A 23,477-nucleotide genomic window follows, 5' to 3' on the forward strand; every position below is an offset into this window, starting at 1 on the left:
TTTGATTAAAATATATTTCTTTTAAAAATATTATCTCTATAAATTAGCATCTTTAAATTAATATTTTTATTTATCAAAAATTCTTTTAAAGAAATCAAACCTGAAATTTCTGACTCAAAATGACCTAAGTCAATAATATTTAGATTATTTTCTAAAGCTAATTGAATATCGTGATATTTAAAATCTGAACTAATTAATAAATCTACTTTCCTTAAAACTGCATTTTTAATAGAAAATGCACCAGATCCTCCTAATACTGCAACTTTTGAAATACTTTTTTCAATATCACCAAAATATAATAATGGATTTTCGAAATTATTTTTTAGTTTTATAAGATAATTTTTAAATGTATCATTTTCAACGTTTCCAACTATTCCATAACCATAATCCTCTTTATAATCAACAAAAACTTCTTGATTATTTAACAAACATTTATCTGCCAAATATTTGTTTACTCCATTTGGATGAATATCTAAAGGTGTATGTATGGAAATTACATTAATTTTATTATTCATTAATAGTTCAATCTTTTTGTAATATTCAGAATTCACATTTAAATATTGAATTTTTTCAAAAAATAAAGGATGATGTGTTATAATACAATTAATATTATTTGATACCGCATAATTAATTGAATCAATAGTAATATCAAGTGCTATTAAAATTCCTTTAATTTCCGCTTCAAGATTTCCAATCTGGAAACCTGAATTGTCCCAATCTTCTTGTAAATAAAATGAATATTCAGAATCCAATAAATCGATTAAATCACTTACTTTAAAATTCATTTAAAATACCTCTAATTTCATCAATTAAATTAGTAATCTCTATGATTCTTTCATTATTTTTACTTTGTATACTAATTTTATGTTTAATATCTCTATATTTTTTTAATTCATTTTCTAAAAATAATTTCAAATTCTCAGATTTGTTTTTTATAAGTAACTTTCCATATAGGTATTCATAATCATTTCTGTAGTAATCTTTACCTCTTTTTACCTTCAAAATTTGATAATATTTTCTATTTTCTAGTACATCATCTTCTTTTTCTATAACAAAATTATTATGCAATAAAAACATTCTAAGAATATCCAATGAATTATTTGGAGATAAAATTAAGCTATTTGCAGATTTTGCAACATTTAAATTTTTTTCTAAAATTTCTTTAATTAGAATTCCACCCATACCAGATACAATTATTGTATCTACTTCAAATTCAACAAAGGAATCTAAACCATCAGATACTCTAGTTTCAATATTTACAATATTGCTATTATATATTAGTTTTTGTTCTAATTTCTCTAAGGAGTTTTTACTAATATCAGTTGCAATAATTTTTTTTGATATATTATTTTTGGATAATTCTATAGGTATTATTCCATGATCAGTTCCTATATCTGCAACAATTGAATTTTCATCAACTAAATTGCAAATTTTTTTTAATCTTAAACTAGTCATATATCTATTCCAAGAAATCTTTTAATTTTTGGCTTCTACTTGGATGTTTTAATTTTCTAAGTGCTTTAGCCTCAATCTGTCTTATTCTTTCTCTAGTAACCTCAAATTCTTTCCCAACCTCTTCTAAAGTTCTAGGTGTACCATCATTAAGTCCAAATCTGAGTTCTAAAACTTTTTTCTCTCTATCTGAAAGAGTACTTAAAACTTGATTTAATTGTTCTTTTAACATAGAAAAATTTGCTGCTTCATCTGGAGCAATTGCCGTTTCATCTTCAATAAAATCTCCCAAATGACTATCATCTTCTTCCCCTATAGGAGTTTCTAAACTTACCGGTTCCTGAGCAATTTTTCTTATTTCATTTACCTTTTCGACTTCAATTCCCATATGTTCAGAAATTTCTTCGTTTGTTGGTTCTCTTCCAAGTTCTTGAACTAATTGTCTTTCAATTCTAACTAATTTATTTATAGTTTCAACCATATGAACTGGGATTCTTATAGTTCTAGCTTGATCTGCTATAGATCTAGTAATTGCTTGTCTTATCCACCAAGTAGCATAAGTACTAAATTTAAAACCTCTTCTAAAATCAAATTTTTCAACTGCTTTCATTAGACCCATATTTCCCTCTTGAATCAAGTCTAAAAATTGCATTCCTCTTCCAACATATCTTTTAGCTATACTCACTACAAGCCTTAAGTTTGTTTCTGCTAATTTTTTCTTAGCTTCAATATCTCCAGCTTCCATATTTTCTGCTAAAATTCTTTCTTCATCAGCACTTAATAAAGGTATTTTTCCAATTTCTTTTAAATACATTTTAACAGGATCATCAATATTAAAACCCTTTAAGTCAGAAAAATCTTCTAATTTAATTTCTTCATCTTCAGGATCTTCTTTTTCATCTTCTAAATCAATTAAATCATCAGTAATTTCAAGATCCTCCAAGTTTTCGCTTTCATCAATAAACTCTACTTGATTATCAGCTAATTTTGCTTTTATTTCTTCAATATCATCAATATCTATTAAATTAAATAAATCTAAAGATTCAAGATACTTGTTATTAACAAAACCACCATGTTCATTAGCATATTTTGTAAGTTCCTCTATTATTAGAATTTTTACCTCATCATATTCAATATCATTTAATTTATTATTCATGATGAACCCCTTTCTCAATATTTTTAAGATTCCTGTTTAGCTCCATTAACTTTTCGATATTATAATTCAAATTTGATATAACGTCTTTATTAGTTTTATCCATTTGTTTCAATTTTTCAATATTCAAAGTTGTTTTTCTAATCTCAAAATTTAAAATAGTTATATCAAGTAATCTATTATAATCTAATGTTGATAATTTTATCTTTTCATTATAACACTTAACTATATATTCAACAATTTTTAAGTTATTAATACTATTCTTAAATTCATCAATTAATGCTGATGGAACGGTTATAGTATTATTCTCAGCATTATTTTTAACATAACAAAAGATATCAAACAAATCAGAATTCTTAGATAATTTTTCCAATTTACTAATGATCTTCAGTACATTATTTTCACATCTCATTAATAGTATGATACCCAATATTAAAACTTTTTTGTCAGAATTTAATAATAAATGCTCTGTTTTATAATTTATTTCAACTTCTTCATCCTTTTTTTCAACTACTTTTTCTTTTTTATCATAGTTTAAAAAATCTTCTTTAAGCGAATTACTATCTAACCCAAATTCATTAGAAATTTTATTTATATATAAATCTCTTAGTATATTAGTATCAATCTTAACTAAAAAGTCTAATATTGAATCGTAAAAAATTGAATTATCAGTAATTGAATTAGAATTTTTTTTGTTTTTTTTCAATATTTCATAGTTAAAACTATTAATATCATATGGAGATTCTAAAAGCTTATTAAATTCATTCAATCCATATTTTTTTATATAATCATCTGGATCTAATTTATCTGGAAGCATAATTATATTAGGTTTTACAGAAATTTCATTAAATACAAAATTTGTTTTTTCTGTTGCACTTATGCCTGCATTATCACCATCATAACATAAATATACATTATTTCTAAAATATCTTTTAATAAGTCTTGCTTGACTTTCAGTAAATGCCGTTCCAAGTCCTGCAACAACGTAATTTATACCACTTTGATACAAAGATATTACATCCATATATCCTTCAACAATTAATACTTTATTTCTAATATTATTTTCGATTATTTTATCAAGAGCATATATATTATCTCCTTTTTTAAATACAACACTTTCAGGAGAATTTAAATATTTAGCACTATCATCTACAATAGTTCTTCCACCAAAACCTATAATTTTTTTGCTTGTATTTAAAATAGGAAACATAATCCTATTCCTAAACCTATCAATATAATCACCAGTTTTAGTTTTTATTATCAATCCTAACTCTTCAGCAATTTTAATATCCATTTTTTTTAGTTTTAATTCATTATAAAAAGATTTCCAATTTTCATCTGCATAGCCAATAAAAAAAAGATTAATTGATTTTTGATTAATACCTCTTTTTGATAAATATTGTTTAGGAATAGAATTTTCCATCATACTTTTATAATAAAACCTAGCTGCAAATTCGTTTATTTCATAATATTTATCAAGGTTTATTTTATTACTAACATTAAAAGAGTTTTCATATTCTAATTCAATCCCAAACTTTTCAGCTAACTTTTTTAGAGTGCTAACATAATCCAATGAATCTATTTCCATAATAAAGGAAATACTATCACCATGTTTACCACATCCAAAGCAATGAAAAGTATTTGTTTCTGGATAAAGAAAAAAAGAAGGTGTTTTCTCACTATGAAAAGGACAATTTCCCATATAGTACCTTCCACTTTTTTTTAAGGATACATAGTCACTAACAACTGATATAATATCCGATTTTTCTTTAATTTCTTCAATTTTTTCCTTTTTTATATAAGACATTTCTATCACCTTATGTTAAAACTTTTCAATTGATATATGTTAAAATTTAAGCATAATGCATTTATTAATATTCCAAGAATTCTTGAAAAATTCATGTTAATATTATTTAAAACAATATTTTCTAATTTTTTAGAATTATAAAGAAAATAAATATAATTATATTCATTTTCATCAATTATATAATTGTACTTATAATTATATTTTAGACTTGAATTTATAATTAATTCTGAAATATCAAAATTGTAATTTTTTATATTTTTATCGCAATCAAATAATATATGATATCCATTAAAAATCAAATATTTAAGAATAAAATAACTTAATATTATTTTATAATCTATTTGCTTAGTTATTAACACCTCTTTTATTAGATCATAAACTTCTGTATTTTTAAATTCAGATACAGTAGTCTTTAAAATAATTTCTGAAAGAATGTTCAAAAATAATATATGTTCCTTAGATTTAAAAGAAATAAATTCTAACAACTCATATTCATTACAATAGAAAAATTCGTTTCTGTAATTTAATTTAAAACTATAATTAGAGTACATAGATAAATACATTTCAATATTTTTTGTATAAATTGAAATAAGTCCAAACTCATCAGTATATACTCTAAATATTTTAGCATTATTTAAATAGGCATTTTCTGAAATAACGAAGCCATTTATATTACCATAAATACTATTTTCTAAAATATCCAAATTCTTTCACCTTAAATGATTTGTTTCTCCAATCGTCATCTATTTTAACAAAAAGTTTTAAATTAACTTTTGAATCTAAAAACTTTTCTATATCTAACCTAGCAGACTTTCCAATTTTTAATATCATATCTCCATTTTTACCAATTACCATACCTTTGTGAGATTTTTTCTCAACACAAATTATTGCGTCAATATCAACAATAGGTTTATTTTTTCTTATAGAAAATTTTTCAATTAATATATTAATCCCATGAGGAATTTCATCTCTTAAGAAATTAAGAGCTTTTTCTCTTATTATCTCACTTACTATTTCTCTTTCAGATTGGTCAGTAATCATGTCATCTGAATAATATTTAGGCCCATAGGGTAAATATGATTTTATACTATCTATTAAATTATATACATTAGTTCCTTCATAAGCGGATATTGGAATAATTTTTTCAAACAAATTCATATCTTCATATTTTGAAAAAAGTTTAGAAATCTCGTCAACATTTAATGTATCTATTTTATTAATAATACATAATTTTGGAAGATTTATCTTCTTTAACATATCTATTATTAAATTATCCAATTCTCCTATTTCAAAATTAACATCAACCATATATAGAATTAAATCTACATCCTTAAGAGAACTTCTAGCTTCATTAAGCATAAATTCTCCCAACTTATTTTTTGGATTTTGAATACCGGGAGTATCCAGAAATATAATTTGAGAATCTAAAGAATTATATATTAATTTTAAATTAGACCTAGTAGTTTGTGGTTTGTTAGATATAATCGAAATTTTCTCTCCAATTATTCTATTTAATAATGTTGATTTACCAACATTTGATCTACCAACAATTGTAACAAATCCTGATTTTATATCATCCATATTACAAATCCTCTGGTCCAAAACTATAAGGTAAAATTTCTGAAAATTTTACTATCTTATATTCTTGTTCATTTTTTATTATAATTATCTCACAATCATTAGAACAAAATTCTCTTATAACTTGTCTACAGACTCCACAAGGATATGTTAAAGAATTTTCTTTCCCAACAACTGCTATTTTTGTAATCATTTTCTCTCCATCATATATTGCTTTAAATATAGCTACTCTTTCTGCACAAACTGTAGGGGTATACGATGCATTTTCTATATTACATCCTCCATATAATTTACCTGAATCAGTTAATACACAAGCTCCTACTTTAAAATTTGAATATGGTGTATAAGCTTTTTTTTGACTATCTAAAGCACAATCTATCATTTTTTCATAAATATTCATTTAACCACCAATTATAACTAATATTTTTGGAACAAATATTAAATAACCAACTATTACAGAAATAAAAGCTGAAACTAAAACTGCTCCTGATGCCATATCCTTTATAATTTTAACCTTAAAATTATAATTTTTACATAAAAAATCCATAATATTTTCAATGATAGTATTAATAATTTCTAAAGTCAAAACAACTGCTATCATAATCAATATTACAGATAATTCAACATAAGATAAATTTAAAGTTAAAGAACTCAACAATACTAACAAAGAAAATACAATATGAAATCTAAAATTCCTCTCTGTTTTAAAAATATATATTATTCCTCTGAAAGCACAAAGAAAACTTTCAAAAAAATTAGAATTCTTCTTCATTTTTAAAAACTTCCATCAATTTCATAGTCTCTTTTTCCTTATTTCTCATAACTAATTTGTCTGATTCTTCAATGTGGTCATACCCAAGTAAATGAAAGACCGAATGACAAACTAGATATAATATCTCTCTATCAATACTATGACCAAACATTTTCGCTTGTTCTATAGATTTTTCTGTAGAAATAATAATATCTCCTAAAATGTAAGGCATTCCTTCTTCTGAAAATTCAAAATCCATCGGAAAAGAAAGCACATCCGTTTCTTTATCAATATTCCTAAACTCAAGATTTATATTTTTTATTTCTTCATTTGTAACAAATGATATAGAAACTTCAATGTTATTCATTTCAATTTTTTCAACTTTTAAAGCTGTTTCAATACATTCAACTATTTTTTCTTTGAGATTTTCAGACACATCAAAAGCATCTTGTCTATTATCAAAAAGAACATTCATTATTTTTTCTCCACTAAATTATCTTCATATTTAGTATAAGCATCAATTATTTTCATAACAATACTATGTCTTACAACATCAGAACTATCAAAATAATTAAAATTTATTCCATCAATATTATTCAAGATTTTACTTACTGAAACAAGACCTGAATTTTTTCTTCTTCCTAAGTCAATCTGAGTAATATCCCCAGTAATAACAGCCTTAGACTCAAATCCTATTCTGGTTAAAAACATCTTCATTTGTTCATTCGTAGCGTTTTGAGCTTCATCAAGAATTATAAATGCATCATCCAATGTTCTTCCTCTCATATAAGCCAAGGGTGCCACTTCAATAATACCTTTTTCTTTTAGTCTAAGAAAATTATCATATCCTAAAATATTATACAATGAGTCATACAAAGGTCTTAAATATGGATCAATTTTTTCTTGTAAATCACCAGGTAAAAATCCTAAATTTTCCCCAGCTTCAACTGCCGGTCTTGTTAAAATAATTTTTGATACAGAATTATTCTTTAAAGCTTTAGCAGCCATTGCAATAGCTAAAAAAGTTTTTCCAGTTCCTGCTGGACCTATACCAAAAGTAATTATGTTCTCTTCTATTGCAGATATATATTTCCTTTGACCTAAAGTTTTAGGCTTAATAGGTTTTAACTTTGCATTTATACATATAACATAATCTAACCAATCTTTTAGAATTTCCTTATTTTCACTTTTTACTTTCTCAATTACATAAGAAATTTTTTGCTTATCCATACTTTCCGATGATTTATCTTTAACTAAAAACTCAATGGTTCTAATACATAATAAAACCATTTTTTCTTCTCCAGTTATAGATAAACCTTCATCACTATTTTTTATAGAAACGTCAAATTTTTTAGAAATAAAATCTATATTAGAATCTAAATTTCCAAATAAATTTCTAATATCTTCAATATCTAAAATTAAATTTTCAGTAACTTTATTCATTATTTCTCCAATTTATTTTCTAATTTCACTTCTGTTATTATCTAAAACTGTTATTATATCTCTTAATTTCTCTTGAGTTTTAGATAAAACATCATCAACATAAGTATTAGTTTGCATTTTAATAGTTTTTGCATTTTGTTCGGCATTTAATAAAATATCATTTGCTTTACTTTCGGCAGCTACAACAACATCACTTTCGTTAATCATTTGTTGACATTTTAATTCAGCTGCTGTTTTTATATTAGATGCTTCTTTATTTGCTTGTTCTAAAATTTGATTTGCGTCTTTTGTAGCATCATTTAAAATCCTATCTTTTTCAACATTAACCCATTCTGCTTGTTTAATTTCTTCAGGAATATTTTCTCTCATTTCTTTTAAAATGAAAAACAAAGCCTCTGAATCAACCATAACTTTCTTTGAAAAAGGTAAACTTGAACTTTCTTCCACCAAATCTTCAATACGATCAATTAATTCTAAAATTTCCATTATCCATTCCTCCTAAATTTTTTATTTAATATATCTAAAACAATCTTATCTACATATGGTTCAATATTTCCACCATTAAAGAATATATCTTTAACAACACTTGAACTAATATGTTCTTCTGAAGATTCAGAAAAGAATAAAATTGTTTGCACCCCACAAAGCTCTTGATTTACTTTAGCATTAATCTTCTCAGATTCAAAATCTAAAGTATTTCTAACACCCCTTACAATAATATTGACATCATTATGCATAATATAATCGCTCAATAACCCGCAATAAACATCAACACTAACATTTGTATATTCCATAAATACATTTGAGATAACATCTTTTCTTTCTTCAAGTGATAAAAGAGGTTTTTTATTTATATTATTTAAAATTAGAACATTTATAGAGCCAAAAATATCTAAGGCTTTTAAAATAATTTTTTTATGTCCAATAGTTAAAGGATCTAAACTACCCGGAAAAACTACTTTCATTTATATTATTTCCTTTCTAGAAATATTACTCTTATCTTAGAGTATTTTTTTTCTTTTATTGGAATAAAATTTTTTATTATTATGTTTTTATCCGTCTCTAATATAATTATTCCATTTTCATTTAAAATATTATTATCCCATATAAATTCCAATGTATTTTCAATATAATTATTTTTATATGGAGGATCTAGGAAGATATAATCAAATTTTAAGTTATTTTTGAAAAAATATTTTAAACATTCCATATAATCATTTTTTATAATAACTGATTTTTCTACAAAATTAGTACTTTCTATATTTTTTTTAGTAACTTTAATACTATCATTTGAAAAATCACAAAAATATACTTTTTTGGCTCCTCTACTAATAAATTCTATGCCAATAGCACCACTACCACAAAATAAATCTAAAACTATTGAATTTTCATCTATTTCTGATAGAATATTAAAAATAGACTCCTTAATTTTATCAGTAGTTGGTCTTACTCTATAATCTATAGGCGATAATAATTTTAATCCTCTCTTTTCACCTGATATAATTCTCATTTTTTTACCTTAATAATAATATTTTTAGTTATAATATTTGTAAAAGAAAAAATATAATCTACTCAAATATATTCATAATAAATTGTATCATAAAACTATTAAATTATCAATATTTTATTCAAAATTTAAATTAACATTTAATATTTTAGAAATAATGTTATACAAATAAAATTATAACATACTATTTATTAATATACTTAATCTAGAATATTATGTCTAAAAAATTTTTTATAACAGGAATTTAATTAAAATTTTAGTAAATACTAGTATAATTTTATAAAATCAAAATTACATTATATAAAAAAGGAAACAATCAAAAACTACTTGATTTTGCGATTGTTTCGCTAATAACTAAGCAAATTGTTAATATTAATACCATATATTAAAATGAATATTTAAAAATTATAATATTTAAATGCTAATATCAAAAATGAAACTCCACTTAAAGATAATGCGAATCCTAATCCAGAATAGAAAAATTCAAAGAAAAAATTCGGTAAAAATCCACTAAATCTTAATGCTATTCCAAAAGTCATCATAAAAAACATTAAAATATAACTTGATTTATCAAAAAACTCCCAAATTTTCATTTGTTCTCTTTTATCATTTAAAATCCTATTTTTATGTTTATGTACATATTTAGAAAATATCATTATATAAAATATTAAAAATATTGCTATTGCACCTAGAAACCCAAATATAAACATTTTATCATCATTTATTAAAAATGGTATTCCAACATTCATAACCATTATTCCAGCAAATAGCCATAATAATCCAGCAAAAATAAATAAATTTCTTTTTTTAGTATTCATACTATCTCCTAATAATTTAAAAAGCTATTATCAAACTAAAAAAGGGAGATTTCTCTCCCGTTAGTTACAAACTATTCTGCACTATATGGTAATAATGCAACTTGTCTAGCTTTTTTAATAGCTGCTGTGATTTCTCTTTGTTGTTTAGCAGTAGCACCAGTCACTCTTCTTGGTAAAATCTTACCTCTTTCACTAATAAATTTTTTTAGAGTATTTACATCTTTATAATCAAGTGGTTTACTGTTATCTGAGAAATATGCAACAACTTTTTTTCTTGGTCTAAATTTTCTTTGCATATTGTTATCTCCTTTAAAAATTAAAATGGAATTTCTTCATCTGATGCATCTTGAAAAGGTAAATCAAATCCGTCATCCATTCCTGTATCAAATGAACCAAATCCTTGTGTTGCAGCAGGTTTTTGAGCTCTATCACCCCAGTCAATAAACTGAACTCTTTCAGCCCAAACTTCTGTGACAAATCTTCTAGTTCCATCTTGAGCAGTATAACTTCCAGATTGAAGTCTTCCTTGAATTGCTACATTTCTACCTTTTTGCAAATATTTTTGGCAATTTTCAGCTTGTTTGCCCCAAACAACTATATTTATAAAATCAGCTGTTTGTTGACCTTTAGCTTCTAATTCTTGTTTTTTTTCTTTAGACATTCCCTTATCTACTGCAATGGTAAATCTAGCATAACTACTACTAGATGTCTGAGTATATCTTAATTCGGGATCCTTGATTAATCTACCTATTAAAATTACACTATTCATAAAGTTCCTCCACTAAGCTTCTTGCTTAACAACCATATATCTAATGATAGCATCAGATATTCTTGATCTTCTTTCTACTTCTGCAACTACTTCAGCTGCTGCTTCAAAATTAACTATGATATAATATCCTTCTTTAATGTAGTTAATTTCATAAGCAAGTTTTCTATTTCCCCATTCATTAATTTCAGTAATACTACCATTAGCTTCTATAGCAGATTTAATCTTATCAAAAGCTTGATTTCTTACTTCATCCTCTAGATTTGGTTTAAAAATAAAAACCCCTTCATATTTTCTCATTATATTCACCTCCTTATGGTCTCTGGCTCTTTTTATTGAGCAAGGATTTACTGATATATTATATCACACAAAAAAATATATGTAAAGTTTTTATGTAAAAAATTACATAAACTTCACTTAGATTTATAGAATATTACATTTTTCCAATATCTTTTCTATATTGTTTTGTTTCAAATGATATTTTTTCAATATTTCTATAAACTTTTTCTCTGATTTCATCATAGCTGTTACCAAGTGCTGTAATAGATAAAACTCTACCTCCATCTGTCAATATTTTATTTCCATTAATCTTAGTATTATTATGATAAACATAGATATCCTTATCAACAGAATCTATGCCTGTTATTTCTTTTCCTTTTTCATAATTTTTAGGGTAACCTCTGGAAGTCAAAATAACTGTTAGGCATTTTTCTTTTTTCCACTTTAAATCTTCTCCTTCTAAACTACCATCTAAAGATTTTTCTATAGCTAAGAGTAAATCACTTTCCATTCTAGGTAAAACTACTTCCGTTTCAGGATCTCCAAATCTTACATTAAATTCTAATACTTTAGCATCTTCATCTATCATAAATCCAATAAAAAGCACGCCAGAATATTCTAAATTCTCTTTTTTTAATCCATTTGAAATTTTATCTAAAATTTTTTCAATTTGTAATTTTAATTCTTCATTAAATAACTCACTTGGCGAATAACATCCTACGCCTCCTGTATTTTCACCTTCATCATTATCAAAAATTCTCTTATAGTCTCTTGCACTTTCCATAGGAATTAAATTTCCTTTAGATACAAAACAAAGTAAAGAAGCTTCTTTTCCTTTTAAAAATTCTTCAATAACAACTGTAGTCCCTTCTTTTCCAAAAATTTTATCTTCAAAAAGTTCTTTAAAATATTCTGAAACGTCTTCTTCGGTATTACAAATTCTAACACCTTTTCCTGCACAAAGTCCATCAGCCTTTATAACTATTGGATACGAAAAATTTTCAATAGCTTTTTTTCCTTCTTCTATCGATTTTATAGTTTCATATTTTGCAGTTGGAACATCATATTTTTTCATAAATTCTTTTGCAAAGTCTTTACTACCCTCAAGTCTTGCACTTTTTTTGTCCGCTCCAAAAACTCGTATATTACTACCCTTAAAAAAATCAACAATACCTTCACAAAGCGGAGCTTCTGGTCCTATAACTACTAAATCAATATTATTGTTCTTTGAAAACTCAAAAATTTCTTCGTTACTATTCAATTCGACATTTTTAGCATATCTAAGAGTTCCTGCATTACCCTTTGAACAAAAGAGTTCAGTACATTTATTACTTTCAGATATTTTTTTACAAATAGCGTCTTCTCTTCCACCATTACCAATAACTAAAACTTTCATAACTTCCTCCTAATGTCTAAAATGTCTTGTAGATGTAAATACCATCGCTATCCCATATTCATCACATAATTTTATTACGTTCTCATCCTTTATAGAACCTCCCGGTTGAATTACTGCTTTAATTCCATTTTCTTTTAATAGTTCGACAGTATCTTCGAAGAAAAATGCATCTGATGCTAAAACTGCATCTTTTAAATTTTCTTTTGCTCTTTCTAATCCTTCTTCAACTGCCCAAGAACGTCTAACTTCTCCTTGTCCTATTCCAATAGTAGCATTATTTTTTACGATTACAATTCCATTTGAACAAACTGTTTTACAAGCTTTAAAACCAAAAATTAAATTTTTTAACTCTTCTTCAGTCGGTTTTCTCTTTGTAACAACTTTTAAATCTTCTTTAAATAAAATATTATCATAGTCTTGAACAACAATACCATTTAAAACTTCTTTTATTGTTGTTTTTGGAAGTTTAAAATCTGAAATATTTCCTACTTCAATTAATCTAATATTTTTCTTTTGAGTTAAAATTTCAATGGCTTCTTTAGAAAATTTATTTGCAATTACAATTTCTACAAAAAAACTATTTATCTTTTCTGCTATATATTTTGTCACTTCTCTATTTAGAGCTATAATTCCCCCGAAAATTGAAACTGAATCACAAGCATAAGCCTTATCATAAGCATCATCAATATAATCTGAAATTGCAAGTCCACAAGGATTGTTATGTTTAACTGCAACTACACAAGGTTCATCAAATTCTTTCACAATTTTAATAGCTGAGTACATATCAGTTAAATTATTATATGACAATTCTTTTCCGTGTAATTGCTTAAAATCCGTTTTTTCATCATCCTTAATATAAACTTTTTCATAAAAAGAAGCATTTTGATGAGGATTTTCTCCATATCTTAAATTATTAACTTTTTTATAAGTCATTGTTAGTTTTTCAGGAAAATCAATATTTAATAAATCATTGAAATAAGATGAAATCAATGCATCATAATATGCAGTATAATTAAAAGCCTTACAAGATAGATACAATCTAAAATCTTTATCCAATTTACCTTCCTTCAATCTTTCAATAATCTCAGAATAATCTTTAGGATCAACAACAATAGATACATCATTATAGTTTTTAGCTGCTGCTCTAATCATAGAAGGTCCACCTATATCAATATTCTCAATTAAATCTTCATGTGTTTTATTATCACTATTTAAAACTTTTTCAAAAGGATATAAGTTGTTTACAACCATATCTATTGAAGAAATACCAAGATTTTCAACTGTTTCAACATGATTTTGTTCATTACGTTTATATAAAATTCCACCATGAATATAAGGATGTAAAGTCTTAACACGACCATTTAAAATTTCCTTAAAATTAGTTACTTCATCAACTTCAATAACATTAAGTCCACTTTCCTTTAAAATTTTATAAGTTCCTCCAGTTGAAATAATTTCCCATCCTAATTTTACAAGTTCACTTGCAAATTCAACAATATTTTCTTTTTCAAAAACACTTATTAACACTCTTTTTGACATCTTATTCCTCCACTATGAATGCTCTATTATCTTTAAAAACAATCTTATTATCACAAAATGCCTTTACTGTCTTCACCAATATTTCATGTTCTATTTCTAAAACTCTTTTAGCAACAGTTTCAAAGTCATCATTTATATAAACAGGAACAACATCTTGCAAGATTATGGCTCCGGTATCTACTTTTTCATCAACAAAATGTGTTGTAGCTCCGGTAAATTTGACACCAGATTTTATAACTGACTTATGAACATTTTCTCCATAAAACCCGTCTCCACAAAAAGAAGGAATTAAAGATGGGTGAATATTTATAATTCTATTAGAATACTTCGAAACAAATTTTGAAGATAAAATATTCAAATAACCCGCAAGTACAATCAAATCAATATTTTTTCTTTCTAGCTCTTCAAGTATTCTTTCATCATATTCTTCATTACAAAAAAATTTCTTTCTATTCAAATAAAATGTATCGATACTTTCATTTTGTGCTCTTATAAGTCCATAAGCATTTTTTCTGTTTGAAAAAACGAATTTAATCTTTCCATTAATTTTATTTTCTTTAACAGCATCAATTATTGCTTGTAAATTTGTTCCTCCACCAGAAATAAAAACAGCTATATTCAACATAATTTACCTTTCCTAATATTATTTATTTTTTCTTTCTAAAATTCTTCTTTGAATATCAGTTAAAGAATTATTAAAATCCTCTTCATAATCATACAATCCAGCTGGATAGTCTCCATTAAAACAATCCATACATAATCCGTTATATGGAGCATCAAATTTAAGACCTATTGAATCTACAAGTCCTTGTTCACTCAAATATCCTAATGAATCTGCTCCTATTATTTCTTTTATTTCTTCCAATGTCTTATTGGCTGCAATAAGTTCTCCTGAAGTAGAAATATCAATTCCATAAAAGCTAGGAAACGCAAAAGGAGGAGATGCAATTCTAACATGAACTTCAGATGCTCCTGCATCTTTTAAAAGTTTAACAATTCTTTTACATGTTGTACCTCTAACAATTGAATCATCAACCATAATAACTCTTTTTCCTTTAACAACCCCTTTTACCGCAGATAATTTCATTCTTACACCTTGCTCTCTAAGTTCCTGAGTAGGTTGAATAAAAGTTCTTGCAATATATTGATTTTTAATCAATCCCATTTCATAAGGTAGGCCACTTTCTTCTGCAAATCCACTTGCTGCAGAAAGCGAAGAATTAGGTACACCAACTACTATATCTGCATCTGCAGGGCATTCTCTTGCAAGAGTTCTGCCTGTGTTTTTTCTTGCAGTATGAACATTTACTCCCGCAATATTCGAATCTGGTCTTGCAAAATAAACATATTCCATAGCAGCAATAGAAATCCTATCAGGAGTAGTATAATTTTCAATTTTAAGACCATCTTTATCGATTATAGCTAATTGACCAGCTTTTACATTGCAAAGAAATTCAACTCCTATATTATCTATAGCACAAGTTTCACTTGCCATAACATAGGTATCATTTTCAGTTTTTCCAATAACTAGAGGTCTCAGAGAATTAGGATCAACAGCTCCATATAAAGTATCTTTAGTTAAAATCAAATAAGTAAATCCTCCTTTAATTTTACCTAAACTCTCTTTTAATTTTTCTTCAAAAGTTTCTTTTTTACTTCTTCTGATTAAGTGAATTAATACTTCAGTATCTGATGAAGAATGAAAAATAGCACCATTTTTTTCTAATTCTAATCTTAAAGTTTTAGCATTCACTAAATTCCCATTATGACAAATACCAATACTCATATCATAAAAGTCAAATAAAAATGGTTGAACATTTCTAACACTATTATCTCCTGCAGTTGCATACCTTACATGTCCTATTGCAGAACTTCCAACTAAATTATAGAGAATTTCTTTATCTTTAAAAACTTCAGAAACTAATCCTAAATTTCTATAACTATATAAAGTTTCTCCATCGGAACTTATAATACCTGCACCTTCTTGACCTCGATGTTGTAAACTATGAAGCCCAAAATATGTTAACTTTGAAGCTTCCTTATGATTCCAGACACCAAAAACTCCACATTCTTCATTAATTCCACGCACTTGTTATTCTCCTTAAAACTTCTTCATATGCATCCATAACTGAACCTAAATTTCTACGAAAACGATCTTTGTCAAGTTTATTTCTCGTTTTTACGTCCCATAATCTGCAAGTATCAGGAGAAATTTCATCTGACAAAATTATTTTACCGTCACTTGTTTTTCCAAACTCAATTTTGAAATCAACTAAAATCAATCCCGCTTTTAAAAAAAATTTTTTCAAAAGTTCATTAATTTTTTCAGTTTCTCTTTTTATAAAAGAAAGTTCTTCTTCTGAAACAATTCCTAAAGCTATTGCATGGTCATCATTTATTAGAGGATCATTGAGTTCATCATTTTTATAGCTCAGTTCAAAAATTGGCTTTTTTAATTTCATACCTTCTTCTAAACCATATCTTTTAGCCATAGAACCCGCTACTATATTTCTAGTAATAACTTCTAAAGGAATAATTTTAACATGTTTACAGATTTGATCGGTATCATTCACTTTTTTAATAAAATGAGTTTCTATTCCATTTCTTTCTAAATACTCAAAAATAAATGAGGTGATTGTATTATTTAAAATGCCTTTTTTATCAAATTCCTCCTTTTTTTCTCCATTAAATGCAGTTGCACTATTTTTATAATGAATATATATTTCTTCATTATTTTCACATTGAAATAATTGTTTTGCCTTGCCTTCATATAAAAGTTTCATATTATTTTTCTCCTTTAAAATAATTTACACCATTTCTAAATATATTTTGAATTCCTTTTATAGTTTTATTTTTATACAAACCGGTTCCATAACGCTCACTATGTCCCATTTTTCCTAAAACCAATCCGTCTTCACTAATCATACCTTCAATGGCATATAATGAACCATTAGGATTAAATTTTCCATTGCTACTTGCATTACCTTCAAAATCACAGTATTGGAAGGCACATAAATCCTTAAATTTCTCAATATTGTTTCCAACAAGTTTTCCTTCACCATGACTAAACATAATTTCATGCAACTGTCCAATTTCAAAATCTTGAGTCCAAGGAGAGTTTAAATTTGCAACACGAGTTATAGCACTTGTTGAAATATGATGATAACTGTCATTTCTGTATAATGTCAAGTCATCTTCAGTTAAAGACTTTATTCTTCCGTAAGGTATAAGTCCTGACTTAATTAATGCTTGAAATCCGTTACAAATACCCAAAATTAATTTTTTATCATCTAAATGTTTATGAATTGCATCTTTAACTTTTTCATTTTTTAAAACATTTACTATGAACTTTGCACTTCCATCAGGCTCATCTCCACTTGAAAATCCGCCTGGTATCATAATAATGTGTGCATCTTTTATTCCATTTACCAATTCATCAATTGACTTTTCAATATCATCTTCCTTTTTGTTTCTAAATATAACAGTTTTTGTTGTAGCACCTACGTCAATAAATGCTTTTTCTACGTCATATTCACAATTTGTTCCAGGAAATATAGGAATTAAGACATTTACATTTTCAATATATTCTTTGTAATTTTTTTTTTCATTTTTGTCATTAGATAAATTTTCACAATTTCCACAGTCTAAATTTTGATATAAAGGATAGATTTTATCTAATGTTTTTGTATATGCATTATATATTTCATCATAATCAAATTTAATTCCATTTATAGATATTTCTTCACTAACCATTCCAATTTTTTCAAAAGGTAATTCACAATTTGATTCTACAACAATTGATGCAGGATCAAAATTTAAAATATTTTCCTTATTAACTGTAAAACCTAAACCATTTCCAACTGCCATTTTTACTAGAGAACTTACTACACTACCTTCTTCCTGAACATATGCTGATAAAATTTTACCTGATTTTATAAGTTCATTTATTAGTTCATAGCTTTTTAATGTTTCCTTAATTTCAGGATATCCTTTCGAATTTTTTACAATAGGAACATAATATATATAATTTCCAATTGTTTTTAATTCCGGAGAAATTACATTCTTAATTTTAACAGGAGTACATGCAAAAGATATCAATGTTTCAACGACATTTAATTCATTAAATGTTCCAGACATACTATCTTTTCCTCCGATACTTGGACATCCTATCTCATTTTGAGCATAGATAGTTCCGAGTAAGCTTTGAGTAACTTTTCCCCATTTTTTACTGTCTTTTCCAAGTTTTTCAAAATATTCTTGGAAAGAAAAATATAAATTACTTTTATCTCCACCAACAGCATAAACTTTGGCAACAGATTCTAAAACAGCATAAATAGCTGATAAGAATGGAGAGTAATGAGATATCTTTGGAATAAATCCATAACTCAAAATTGTAGCTGTATCACTTGTTGAGTGAATTGTAGGTAATGCCTGAATACCAGCTTGTACCGGAGTTAATTGATTTTTACCTGAGAAAGGCATTAATACAGTTGTTGCACCTATTGAAGCATCAAATCTTTGAGCAATTCCTTTTTGGCAAGCCACATTTAATGAAGATAATTCATTTAATACATTTTCTTTAGAAACAATCTTATTTTCAAAAGGATTGCTACCATCATTATCGCATAGTGTTGCTTTTGAATGTTGTCTTACTCCACTTGTTGCCAAAAAGTCTGCACTTAAATCCATAACCTTATCATCATAATAATACATCTCAAGTCTTCTTCTATCAGTTATAGTTGCTACTTTAGAATATTCTATATTTTCTTTTTCACATTCTTTTATAAAAATTTCATAATCATTTGGTGATATTACAATTGCCATACGTTCTTGTGACTCACTTGTGGCAATTTCTGTTGGATTTAACCCTTCATATTTCAATAAAACTTTATCTAAATGAATTTCAATTCCATCAGATAATTCTCCGATTGCAACACAAACACCACCCGCACCAAAATCATTACATTTTTTAATCAATTTTGTAACTTCAGGTTTTCTAAATAATCTTTGAATTTTTCTCTCTTCAATGGCATTTCCTTTTTGCACTTGACTTGATGCTGTTTCAAGAGAATCATTTGTATGAATTAAACTTGAACCGCTTGCTCCTTGAATACCGTCTCTACCTGTTCTTCCTCCAATTAAGATTACAATATCATCTTTAACAGGAGTTTCTCTTTTGAAATCTCCGTATTTGACTGCTCCAACAACCGCTCCAACTTCCATATGTTTAGCAACATAAGAGTCATCATAGAGTTCCTTTACATAAGTTGTTGCAAGTCCAATTTGATTACCATAAGATGAGTAGCCGCTTGTAGCTTTTGTAGAAATATCAACTTGAGGTAATTTATGCTTCAAAGTTTCTTCTCTTTTTTGTAAAATATTTCCACAACCTGTTACTCTCATTGCTTGATAAACATAACTTCTTCCGGACAACGGATCTCTAATTGCTCCACCAACACAAGTACTCGCTCCACCAAAAGGTTCAATCTCTGTAGGGTGATTATGTGTTTCGTTTTTAAATTGAATTAACCATTTTTCTATTTTTCCATTATTTTCAATATCAGTAAAAAATGAACAAGCATTAATTTCTTCACTAACCTCTATATTCTTATCATTTAATACTCTTTTGTGATATTTCCCAAATATACTTGTCATATCCATTAGAGTTATAGGCTTAGTAATATTTAATTCTTTTCTAACATTTAAATAAATATCAAAAGCACTTTGCATTTCTTTTTGGAAAAGCTCAGATTCAATTTTAATATCGTCTAAAACAGTTTCAAAAGTTGTATGTCTACAATGATCACTCCAATAACAGTCTAAAACGTAGATTTCAGTTTCAGTAGGTGTTCTTCCTTCATTTTTGAAATAATCTTGAATGAAAATTAAATCTTCAATATTCATAGCTAGAGACATTTCATTTTTTAAATCAATTAATTCATCTTTTGAAAAAGAAGAAAAGCCTTTTAAGTCTTTCATTTTTTTCATTTCTGAACTCATAGAAAAACTCAAAATACTCAAATCTTTAACTCTTGATTCAATAGGATTAACCAAATATTTTTTTACTTTATCCATTTCATCTTGATTTAAAACTCTATCAAAAATTATAAGTTTTCCGCTTCTTACAGTAATTTTTGAATTATTATCTAAAAGAGATACACATTGAACTGCACTATCAGCTCTTTGATCATATTGAGCAGGTAATGTTTCATAAGCAAAATATCTTCCATCTTGTAGTATTATGTCTTCAACTACTTCATCAATCATTATTTCTGAAAAAACTGAATTTTTGGCTAATTCATAAGTTTTTTCATTGATATTGTAAATGTCATATATAATATAAAGCTCTAAATCTTTTATTCCTAAATTATATTCAATATTTAAATTGTATTTAAGATCTAAAGCTTCCTTATTATATCCATCCCTCTTCTTAACAAAAATTCTCTTATCCATAATTCCTCCAAAATTTACTAACATAAAATTACTTTAGAATTTCCTTCTACAACTTCTCCAACTTCGTAAATTTCCTCATTCATTTCTTTAAATAAGTCTTTTATTCCTTCAACATCTTCTCTTTCTACAAAGATTAACATACCTATCCCCATATTAAAAGTTCCATACATTTCTTCTTTTGAAATTTCTCCCCATCTTTGAAGAAGTGAAAAAATTTCTTTTTGAGGAATATTTTTTTCTATAATTTTAGCATCAACATCATCACCTAAAACTCTTGGTACATTTTCATAAATTCCTCCACCTGTTATATGACAAAGACCATTTACCTTAAATTTTTCTAACAAATTAACTATTGATTTCGCATAAATTTTAGTCGGAGTCAAAAGTTCTTCCCCTAAAGTTTTTCCTGTTTCTATCATATCGTTTAATGAAAAGTTTTTATAATCAAAAATTATCTTTCTGACTAAAGAAAAACCGTTACTATGAACCCCTGAAGATGGTAATGCTAAAATAACATTTCCTTTTTTTACATTTTTCTTACCATCAATTATTTTATCTTTTTCGACAACACCTACACAGAAACCTGCAATATCATAATCTTCTTCTTTATATATTCCTGGCATCTCAGCAGTTTCTCCGCCAATTAAAGCACTTCCTGATTGAATACATCCTTCTGCAACACCTTCAACAATACTTGCCATTTTTTCTGCAACAAGTTTTCCGGTAGCAATATAATCTAAGAAGAATAAAGGTTTAGCACCTTGACATAAAATATCATTAACACACATTGCAACACAATCTATTCCAACTGTATTATGAACATCCATCATTTGAGCCAATTTTACTTTCGTTCCAACCCCATCAGTTCCGGAAACCAAAACAGGATTTTTAAAATCTTTTCCAAGTTCAAAAAGTCCTGAAAAACCGCCTAAATCAGAAAGAACCCCTTTTGTATATGTGTTTTTAATAAATTTTTTTATTAAATTTACTTCATTATATCCTTCATGTTTATTTACTCCTGCAGATTTATATGTTAATGCCATTAAAATATCCTCCATTTATATATCTAAATCATTATCCATTTTTTTTACTTGTTCTTTCATCTCAAGCTTATATTCTTTAAGTTTAACTTTTAACTCATCATATTTTAATGATAAAATTTGTGTTGCTAAAATACCGGCATTTTCAGCACCATCTATTGCTACTGTTGCAACAGGAACTCCTTTAGGCATTTGAACAGTTGAAAGTAATGCGTCCAATCCATCAAGTGTTGAAGCCTTAACTGGAACCCCTATTACCGGAACTGTTGAAATACCAGCTAAAACACCAGCTAAATGAGCTGCTTTACCTGCAAATGCTATAATTAATTCAATCTTATTTTCTTCCATTTTATTAACAAAATCTATTGCAAAGTCTAATGAACGATGTGCAGAGATAACTCTTGCATCATATTCTATCTCAAATTTTTTTAAAATATCACAAGTTTTTTTGGCAATATCCTTATCAGAAATACTGCCCATAATAATAGCTACTTTCATATTTACCTCCAAATTATTTTAAATATTAATCCCTTTCTCAATTCTTATCACCTGGTTGGCCTCTAAAAGCCTTGTAGTTTCACAATATAAAAAGCCGGAATATTCTCCGGCTATGATTATTTAAGCAAAAAAGAATATAAATCAGTAGGTGCAACAATTTTATCTCCATTATAGACTCTCATATTGCCACCTGATATTTCATCAATTAATACAACCTCTCCATCAACTTTACCAAATTCCAACTTAATATCGTATAAAGTAAGTCCCTTTTCTTTTAAAACATCTCTAATAATAGTACAAATTTCTTTAGTAAGTGCTACTAAGTCTTCATATTCCTTTTCAGTTAATATATTTAACATAACAAGTGCATCCTTAGTAATTAAAGGATCACATCTTTCATCATCTTTTAATGTAATTTCAACATAAGTATCTAAATCATCATTAGGTTTTGCATATAAACCATATCTTCTTATAAAACTACCTACAGCTTTAAATCTACAAATTACTTCTATACCTTTACCAAAAACTTCGCAAGGTTTTACTGTCATAGTATTCTCGTTTAAATCGCAATCTATATAATGAGTTCTAATTCCCTTTTTCTTTAAAATTTCGAAGAAAAATTTAGTAATCTTTAAACCTTCATGTCCTACACCTTCAATTGATAAACCAACAGTGTTAGCACCCGGATCAAAAACTCCATTTTCTCCTGTAACGTCATCCTTAAACTTTAAAATGTAATTCCTATCTTCGCTCTTGTAAATATCTTTTGTCTTTCCAGTGTAAATTTTTTCCATAAAATACCTCCTAAAATTAAACATAAGAAATAAATAAGCCCAGCAAGTAGGCTTCAAGCGAAACCTACCTCCTGGGCTTTTCTCCCTTAGGTGTAATACTAAAAAGTATTCGTATCGCTCGGACCAGCAAATAAATTCGGAACCCTAGATACTCTTTCTCTCATAGATTTTATTTCATTTTAGTAATCGTAATTAACTTACAA

26 protein-coding genes are annotated in these 23,477 nt (G+C 26.6%); all 26 read right to left on the minus strand.

The window, feature by feature from the left end; all coding sequences use genetic code 11:
• Positions 1-5: 5 nt before the first annotated feature.
• On the minus strand, positions 6-785 hold the full coding sequence (locus VJI77_RS00530) for a Nif3-like dinuclear metal center hexameric protein (RefSeq protein WP_313960780.1): 780 nt from the start codon (positions 783-785) through the stop codon (positions 6-8).
• The gene (locus tag VJI77_RS00535) at positions 775-1,455 is read right to left on the minus strand and encodes a tRNA (adenine(22)-N(1))-methyltransferase (protein ID WP_323987876.1); all 681 of its coding nucleotides are present in this window, start codon (positions 1,453-1,455) and stop codon (positions 775-777) included. The genes VJI77_RS00530 and VJI77_RS00535 overlap by 11 nt, the downstream gene beginning before the upstream one ends.
• A 4-nt stretch (positions 1,456-1,459) precedes the next feature.
• Positions 1,460-2,608, minus strand: a complete 1,149-nt coding sequence (gene rpoD, locus VJI77_RS00540; protein ID WP_009732753.1) for an RNA polymerase sigma factor RpoD — start codon at positions 2,606-2,608, stop codon at positions 1,460-1,462.
• Positions 2,601-4,412, minus strand: coding sequence for a DNA primase (gene dnaG, locus VJI77_RS00545; RefSeq protein ID WP_323987877.1), 1,812 nt, complete (start codon positions 4,410-4,412; stop codon positions 2,601-2,603). Before dnaG ends, rpoD begins: the two co-directional genes overlap by 8 nt.
• Positions 4,413-4,417: 5 nt before the next feature.
• Entirely contained in the window at positions 4,418-5,116 is a 699-nt protein-coding gene (locus tag VJI77_RS00550; RefSeq protein ID WP_323987878.1) for a DNA recombination protein RecO, read from the minus strand.
• Entirely contained in the window at positions 5,097-5,993 is an 897-nt protein-coding gene (gene era / locus VJI77_RS00555; protein WP_323987879.1) for a GTPase Era, read from the minus strand. The genes VJI77_RS00550 and era overlap by 20 nt, the downstream gene beginning before the upstream one ends.
• A gap of 1 nt (position 5,994) precedes the next feature.
• Positions 5,995-6,390 (minus strand): cytidine deaminase, encoded by a 396-nt coding sequence (cdd, locus tag VJI77_RS00560; RefSeq protein WP_009372513.1) that lies wholly within the window; start codon positions 6,388-6,390, stop codon positions 5,995-5,997.
• Positions 6,391-6,762, minus strand: a complete 372-nt coding sequence (locus VJI77_RS00565) for a diacylglycerol kinase (protein ID WP_293440860.1) — start codon at positions 6,760-6,762, stop codon at positions 6,391-6,393.
• On the minus strand, positions 6,746-7,216 hold the full coding sequence (gene ybeY / locus VJI77_RS00570; RefSeq protein WP_009372721.1) for an rRNA maturation RNase YbeY: 471 nt from the start codon (positions 7,214-7,216) through the stop codon (positions 6,746-6,748). Before ybeY ends, VJI77_RS00565 begins: the two co-directional genes overlap by 17 nt.
• Positions 7,216-8,184: a PhoH family protein gene (locus VJI77_RS00575; protein WP_323987880.1), complete on the minus strand. Its 969-nt coding sequence runs from the start codon at positions 8,182-8,184 to the stop codon at positions 7,216-7,218. Before VJI77_RS00575 ends, ybeY begins: the two co-directional genes overlap by 1 nt.
• Before the next feature lie 12 nt (positions 8,185-8,196).
• The gene (locus tag VJI77_RS00580) at positions 8,197-8,670 is read right to left on the minus strand and encodes a hypothetical protein (RefSeq protein WP_009354249.1); all 474 of its coding nucleotides are present in this window, start codon (positions 8,668-8,670) and stop codon (positions 8,197-8,199) included.
• Entirely contained in the window at positions 8,670-9,149 is a 480-nt protein-coding gene (coaD, locus tag VJI77_RS00585) for a pantetheine-phosphate adenylyltransferase (protein WP_323987881.1), read from the minus strand. Before coaD ends, VJI77_RS00580 begins: the two co-directional genes overlap by 1 nt.
• A gap of 5 nt (positions 9,150-9,154) precedes the next feature.
• Complete coding sequence (gene rsmD / locus VJI77_RS00590; RefSeq protein ID WP_293440871.1) at positions 9,155-9,694, minus strand: 16S rRNA (guanine(966)-N(2))-methyltransferase RsmD; 540 nt, start codon at positions 9,692-9,694, stop codon at positions 9,155-9,157.
• A 395-nt stretch (positions 9,695-10,089) separates the two neighbouring features.
• Positions 10,090-10,509 carry a hypothetical protein gene (locus VJI77_RS00595; protein ID WP_313960785.1) on the minus strand — a complete coding sequence of 140 codons (420 nt, stop codon included), beginning with the start codon at positions 10,507-10,509 and terminating at the stop codon, positions 10,090-10,092.
• A 71-nt stretch (positions 10,510-10,580) separates the two neighbouring features.
• Entirely contained in the window at positions 10,581-10,805 is a 225-nt protein-coding gene (rpsR, locus tag VJI77_RS00600; protein ID WP_004833472.1) for a 30S ribosomal protein S18, read from the minus strand.
• A gap of 20 nt (positions 10,806-10,825) precedes the next feature.
• Entirely contained in the window at positions 10,826-11,278 is a 453-nt protein-coding gene (locus VJI77_RS00605; protein WP_009372453.1) for a single-stranded DNA-binding protein, read from the minus strand.
• Between the two features lie 12 nt (positions 11,279-11,290).
• A complete protein-coding gene (gene rpsF / locus VJI77_RS00610) occupies positions 11,291-11,575 on the minus strand; it encodes a 30S ribosomal protein S6 (RefSeq protein ID WP_009372299.1) in 285 nt (94 codons plus the stop codon).
• A 133-nt stretch (positions 11,576-11,708) separates the two neighbouring features.
• A complete protein-coding gene (gene purD / locus VJI77_RS00615; RefSeq protein ID WP_323987882.1) occupies positions 11,709-12,950 on the minus strand; it encodes a phosphoribosylamine--glycine ligase in 1,242 nt (413 codons plus the stop codon).
• 9 nt (positions 12,951-12,959) lie between these two features.
• Positions 12,960-14,489, minus strand: coding sequence for a bifunctional phosphoribosylaminoimidazolecarboxamide formyltransferase/IMP cyclohydrolase (gene purH / locus VJI77_RS00620; protein ID WP_269753826.1), 1,530 nt, complete (start codon positions 14,487-14,489; stop codon positions 12,960-12,962).
• A gap of 1 nt (position 14,490) precedes the next feature.
• Positions 14,491-15,114, minus strand: coding sequence for a phosphoribosylglycinamide formyltransferase (gene purN, locus VJI77_RS00625; RefSeq protein WP_323987883.1), 624 nt, complete (start codon positions 15,112-15,114; stop codon positions 14,491-14,493).
• An 18-nt stretch (positions 15,115-15,132) separates the two neighbouring features.
• The gene (purF, locus tag VJI77_RS00630; RefSeq protein ID WP_323987884.1) at positions 15,133-16,578 is read right to left on the minus strand and encodes an amidophosphoribosyltransferase; all 1,446 of its coding nucleotides are present in this window, start codon (positions 16,576-16,578) and stop codon (positions 15,133-15,135) included.
• Complete coding sequence (purC, locus tag VJI77_RS00635) at positions 16,565-17,272, minus strand: phosphoribosylaminoimidazolesuccinocarboxamide synthase (RefSeq protein ID WP_323987885.1); 708 nt, start codon at positions 17,270-17,272, stop codon at positions 16,565-16,567. The genes purF and purC overlap by 14 nt, the downstream gene beginning before the upstream one ends.
• Before the next feature lies 1 nt (position 17,273).
• A complete protein-coding gene (locus tag VJI77_RS00640) occupies positions 17,274-20,942 on the minus strand; it encodes a phosphoribosylformylglycinamidine synthase (protein ID WP_323987886.1) in 3,669 nt (1,222 codons plus the stop codon).
• A 17-nt stretch (positions 20,943-20,959) separates the two neighbouring features.
• Positions 20,960-21,985, minus strand: coding sequence for a phosphoribosylformylglycinamidine cyclo-ligase (gene purM / locus VJI77_RS00645; protein WP_281703392.1), 1,026 nt, complete (start codon positions 21,983-21,985; stop codon positions 20,960-20,962).
• Positions 21,986-22,000: 15 nt separating this feature from the next.
• Positions 22,001-22,480 carry a 5-(carboxyamino)imidazole ribonucleotide mutase gene (purE, locus tag VJI77_RS00650; RefSeq protein WP_150262924.1) on the minus strand — a complete coding sequence of 160 codons (480 nt, stop codon included), beginning with the start codon at positions 22,478-22,480 and terminating at the stop codon, positions 22,001-22,003.
• A gap of 116 nt (positions 22,481-22,596) precedes the next feature.
• The gene (locus VJI77_RS00655; protein WP_323987887.1) at positions 22,597-23,274 is read right to left on the minus strand and encodes a phosphoribosylaminoimidazolesuccinocarboxamide synthase; all 678 of its coding nucleotides are present in this window, start codon (positions 23,272-23,274) and stop codon (positions 22,597-22,599) included.
• Between the last annotated feature and the right edge of the window lie 203 nt (positions 23,275-23,477).

This window comes from Parvimonas sp. D2 (assembly GCF_035282635.1).
Classification (GTDB): Bacteria; Bacillota; Clostridia; order Tissierellales; family Peptoniphilaceae; genus Parvimonas.

What these genes read in the sequence shown, in the direction of transcription:
- VJI77_RS00530 (WP_313960780.1), bottom strand. Translation starts at nt 785, where the DNA reads ATGAATTTTAAAGTAAGTGATTTAATCGATTTATTGGATTCTGAATAT.
- VJI77_RS00535 (WP_323987876.1), bottom strand. Translation starts at nt 1,455, where the DNA reads ATGACTAGTTTAAGATTAAAAAAAATTTGCAATTTAGTTGATGAAAAT.
- rpoD (WP_009732753.1), bottom strand. Translation starts at nt 2,608, where the DNA reads ATGAATAATAAATTAAATGATATTGAATATGATGAGGTAAAAATTCTA.
- dnaG (WP_323987877.1), bottom strand. Translation starts at nt 4,412, where the DNA reads ATGTCTTATATAAAAAAGGAAAAAATTGAAGAAATTAAAGAAAAATCG.
- era (WP_323987879.1), bottom strand. Translation starts at nt 5,993, where the DNA reads ATGGATGATATAAAATCAGGATTTGTTACAATTGTTGGTAGATCAAAT.
- cdd (WP_009372513.1), bottom strand. Translation starts at nt 6,390, where the DNA reads ATGAATATTTATGAAAAAATGATAGATTGTGCTTTAGATAGTCAAAAA.
- VJI77_RS00565 (WP_293440860.1), bottom strand. Translation starts at nt 6,762, where the DNA reads ATGAAGAAGAATTCTAATTTTTTTGAAAGTTTTCTTTGTGCTTTCAGA.
- ybeY (WP_009372721.1), bottom strand. Translation starts at nt 7,216, where the DNA reads ATGAATGTTCTTTTTGATAATAGACAAGATGCTTTTGATGTGTCTGAA.
- VJI77_RS00575 (WP_323987880.1), bottom strand. Translation starts at nt 8,184, where the DNA reads ATGAATAAAGTTACTGAAAATTTAATTTTAGATATTGAAGATATTAGA.
- VJI77_RS00580 (WP_009354249.1), bottom strand. Translation starts at nt 8,670, where the DNA reads ATGGAAATTTTAGAATTAATTGATCGTATTGAAGATTTGGTGGAAGAA.
- coaD (WP_323987881.1), bottom strand. Translation starts at nt 9,149, where the DNA reads ATGAAAGTAGTTTTTCCGGGTAGTTTAGATCCTTTAACTATTGGACAT.
- rsmD (WP_293440871.1), bottom strand. Translation starts at nt 9,694, where the DNA reads ATGAGAATTATATCAGGTGAAAAGAGAGGATTAAAATTATTATCGCCT.
- VJI77_RS00595 (WP_313960785.1), bottom strand. Translation starts at nt 10,509, where the DNA reads ATGAATACTAAAAAAAGAAATTTATTTATTTTTGCTGGATTATTATGG.
- rpsR (WP_004833472.1), bottom strand. Translation starts at nt 10,805, where the DNA reads ATGCAAAGAAAATTTAGACCAAGAAAAAAAGTTGTTGCATATTTCTCA.
- VJI77_RS00605 (WP_009372453.1), bottom strand. Translation starts at nt 11,278, where the DNA reads ATGAATAGTGTAATTTTAATAGGTAGATTAATCAAGGATCCCGAATTA.
- rpsF (WP_009372299.1), bottom strand. Translation starts at nt 11,575, where the DNA reads ATGAGAAAATATGAAGGGGTTTTTATTTTTAAACCAAATCTAGAGGAT.
- purD (WP_323987882.1), bottom strand. Translation starts at nt 12,950, where the DNA reads ATGAAAGTTTTAGTTATTGGTAATGGTGGAAGAGAAGACGCTATTTGT.
- purH (WP_269753826.1), bottom strand. Translation starts at nt 14,489, where the DNA reads ATGTCAAAAAGAGTGTTAATAAGTGTTTTTGAAAAAGAAAATATTGTT.
- purN (WP_323987883.1), bottom strand. Translation starts at nt 15,114, where the DNA reads ATGTTGAATATAGCTGTTTTTATTTCTGGTGGAGGAACAAATTTACAA.
- purC (WP_323987885.1), bottom strand. Translation starts at nt 17,272, where the DNA reads ATGAAACTTTTATATGAAGGCAAGGCAAAACAATTATTTCAATGTGAA.
- VJI77_RS00640 (WP_323987886.1), bottom strand. Translation starts at nt 20,942, where the DNA reads ATGGATAAGAGAATTTTTGTTAAGAAGAGGGATGGATATAATAAGGAA.
- purM (WP_281703392.1), bottom strand. Translation starts at nt 21,985, where the DNA reads ATGGCATTAACATATAAATCTGCAGGAGTAAATAAACATGAAGGATAT.
- purE (WP_150262924.1), bottom strand. Translation starts at nt 22,480, where the DNA reads ATGAAAGTAGCTATTATTATGGGCAGTATTTCTGATAAGGATATTGCC.
- VJI77_RS00655 (WP_323987887.1), bottom strand. Translation starts at nt 23,274, where the DNA reads ATGGAAAAAATTTACACTGGAAAGACAAAAGATATTTACAAGAGCGAA.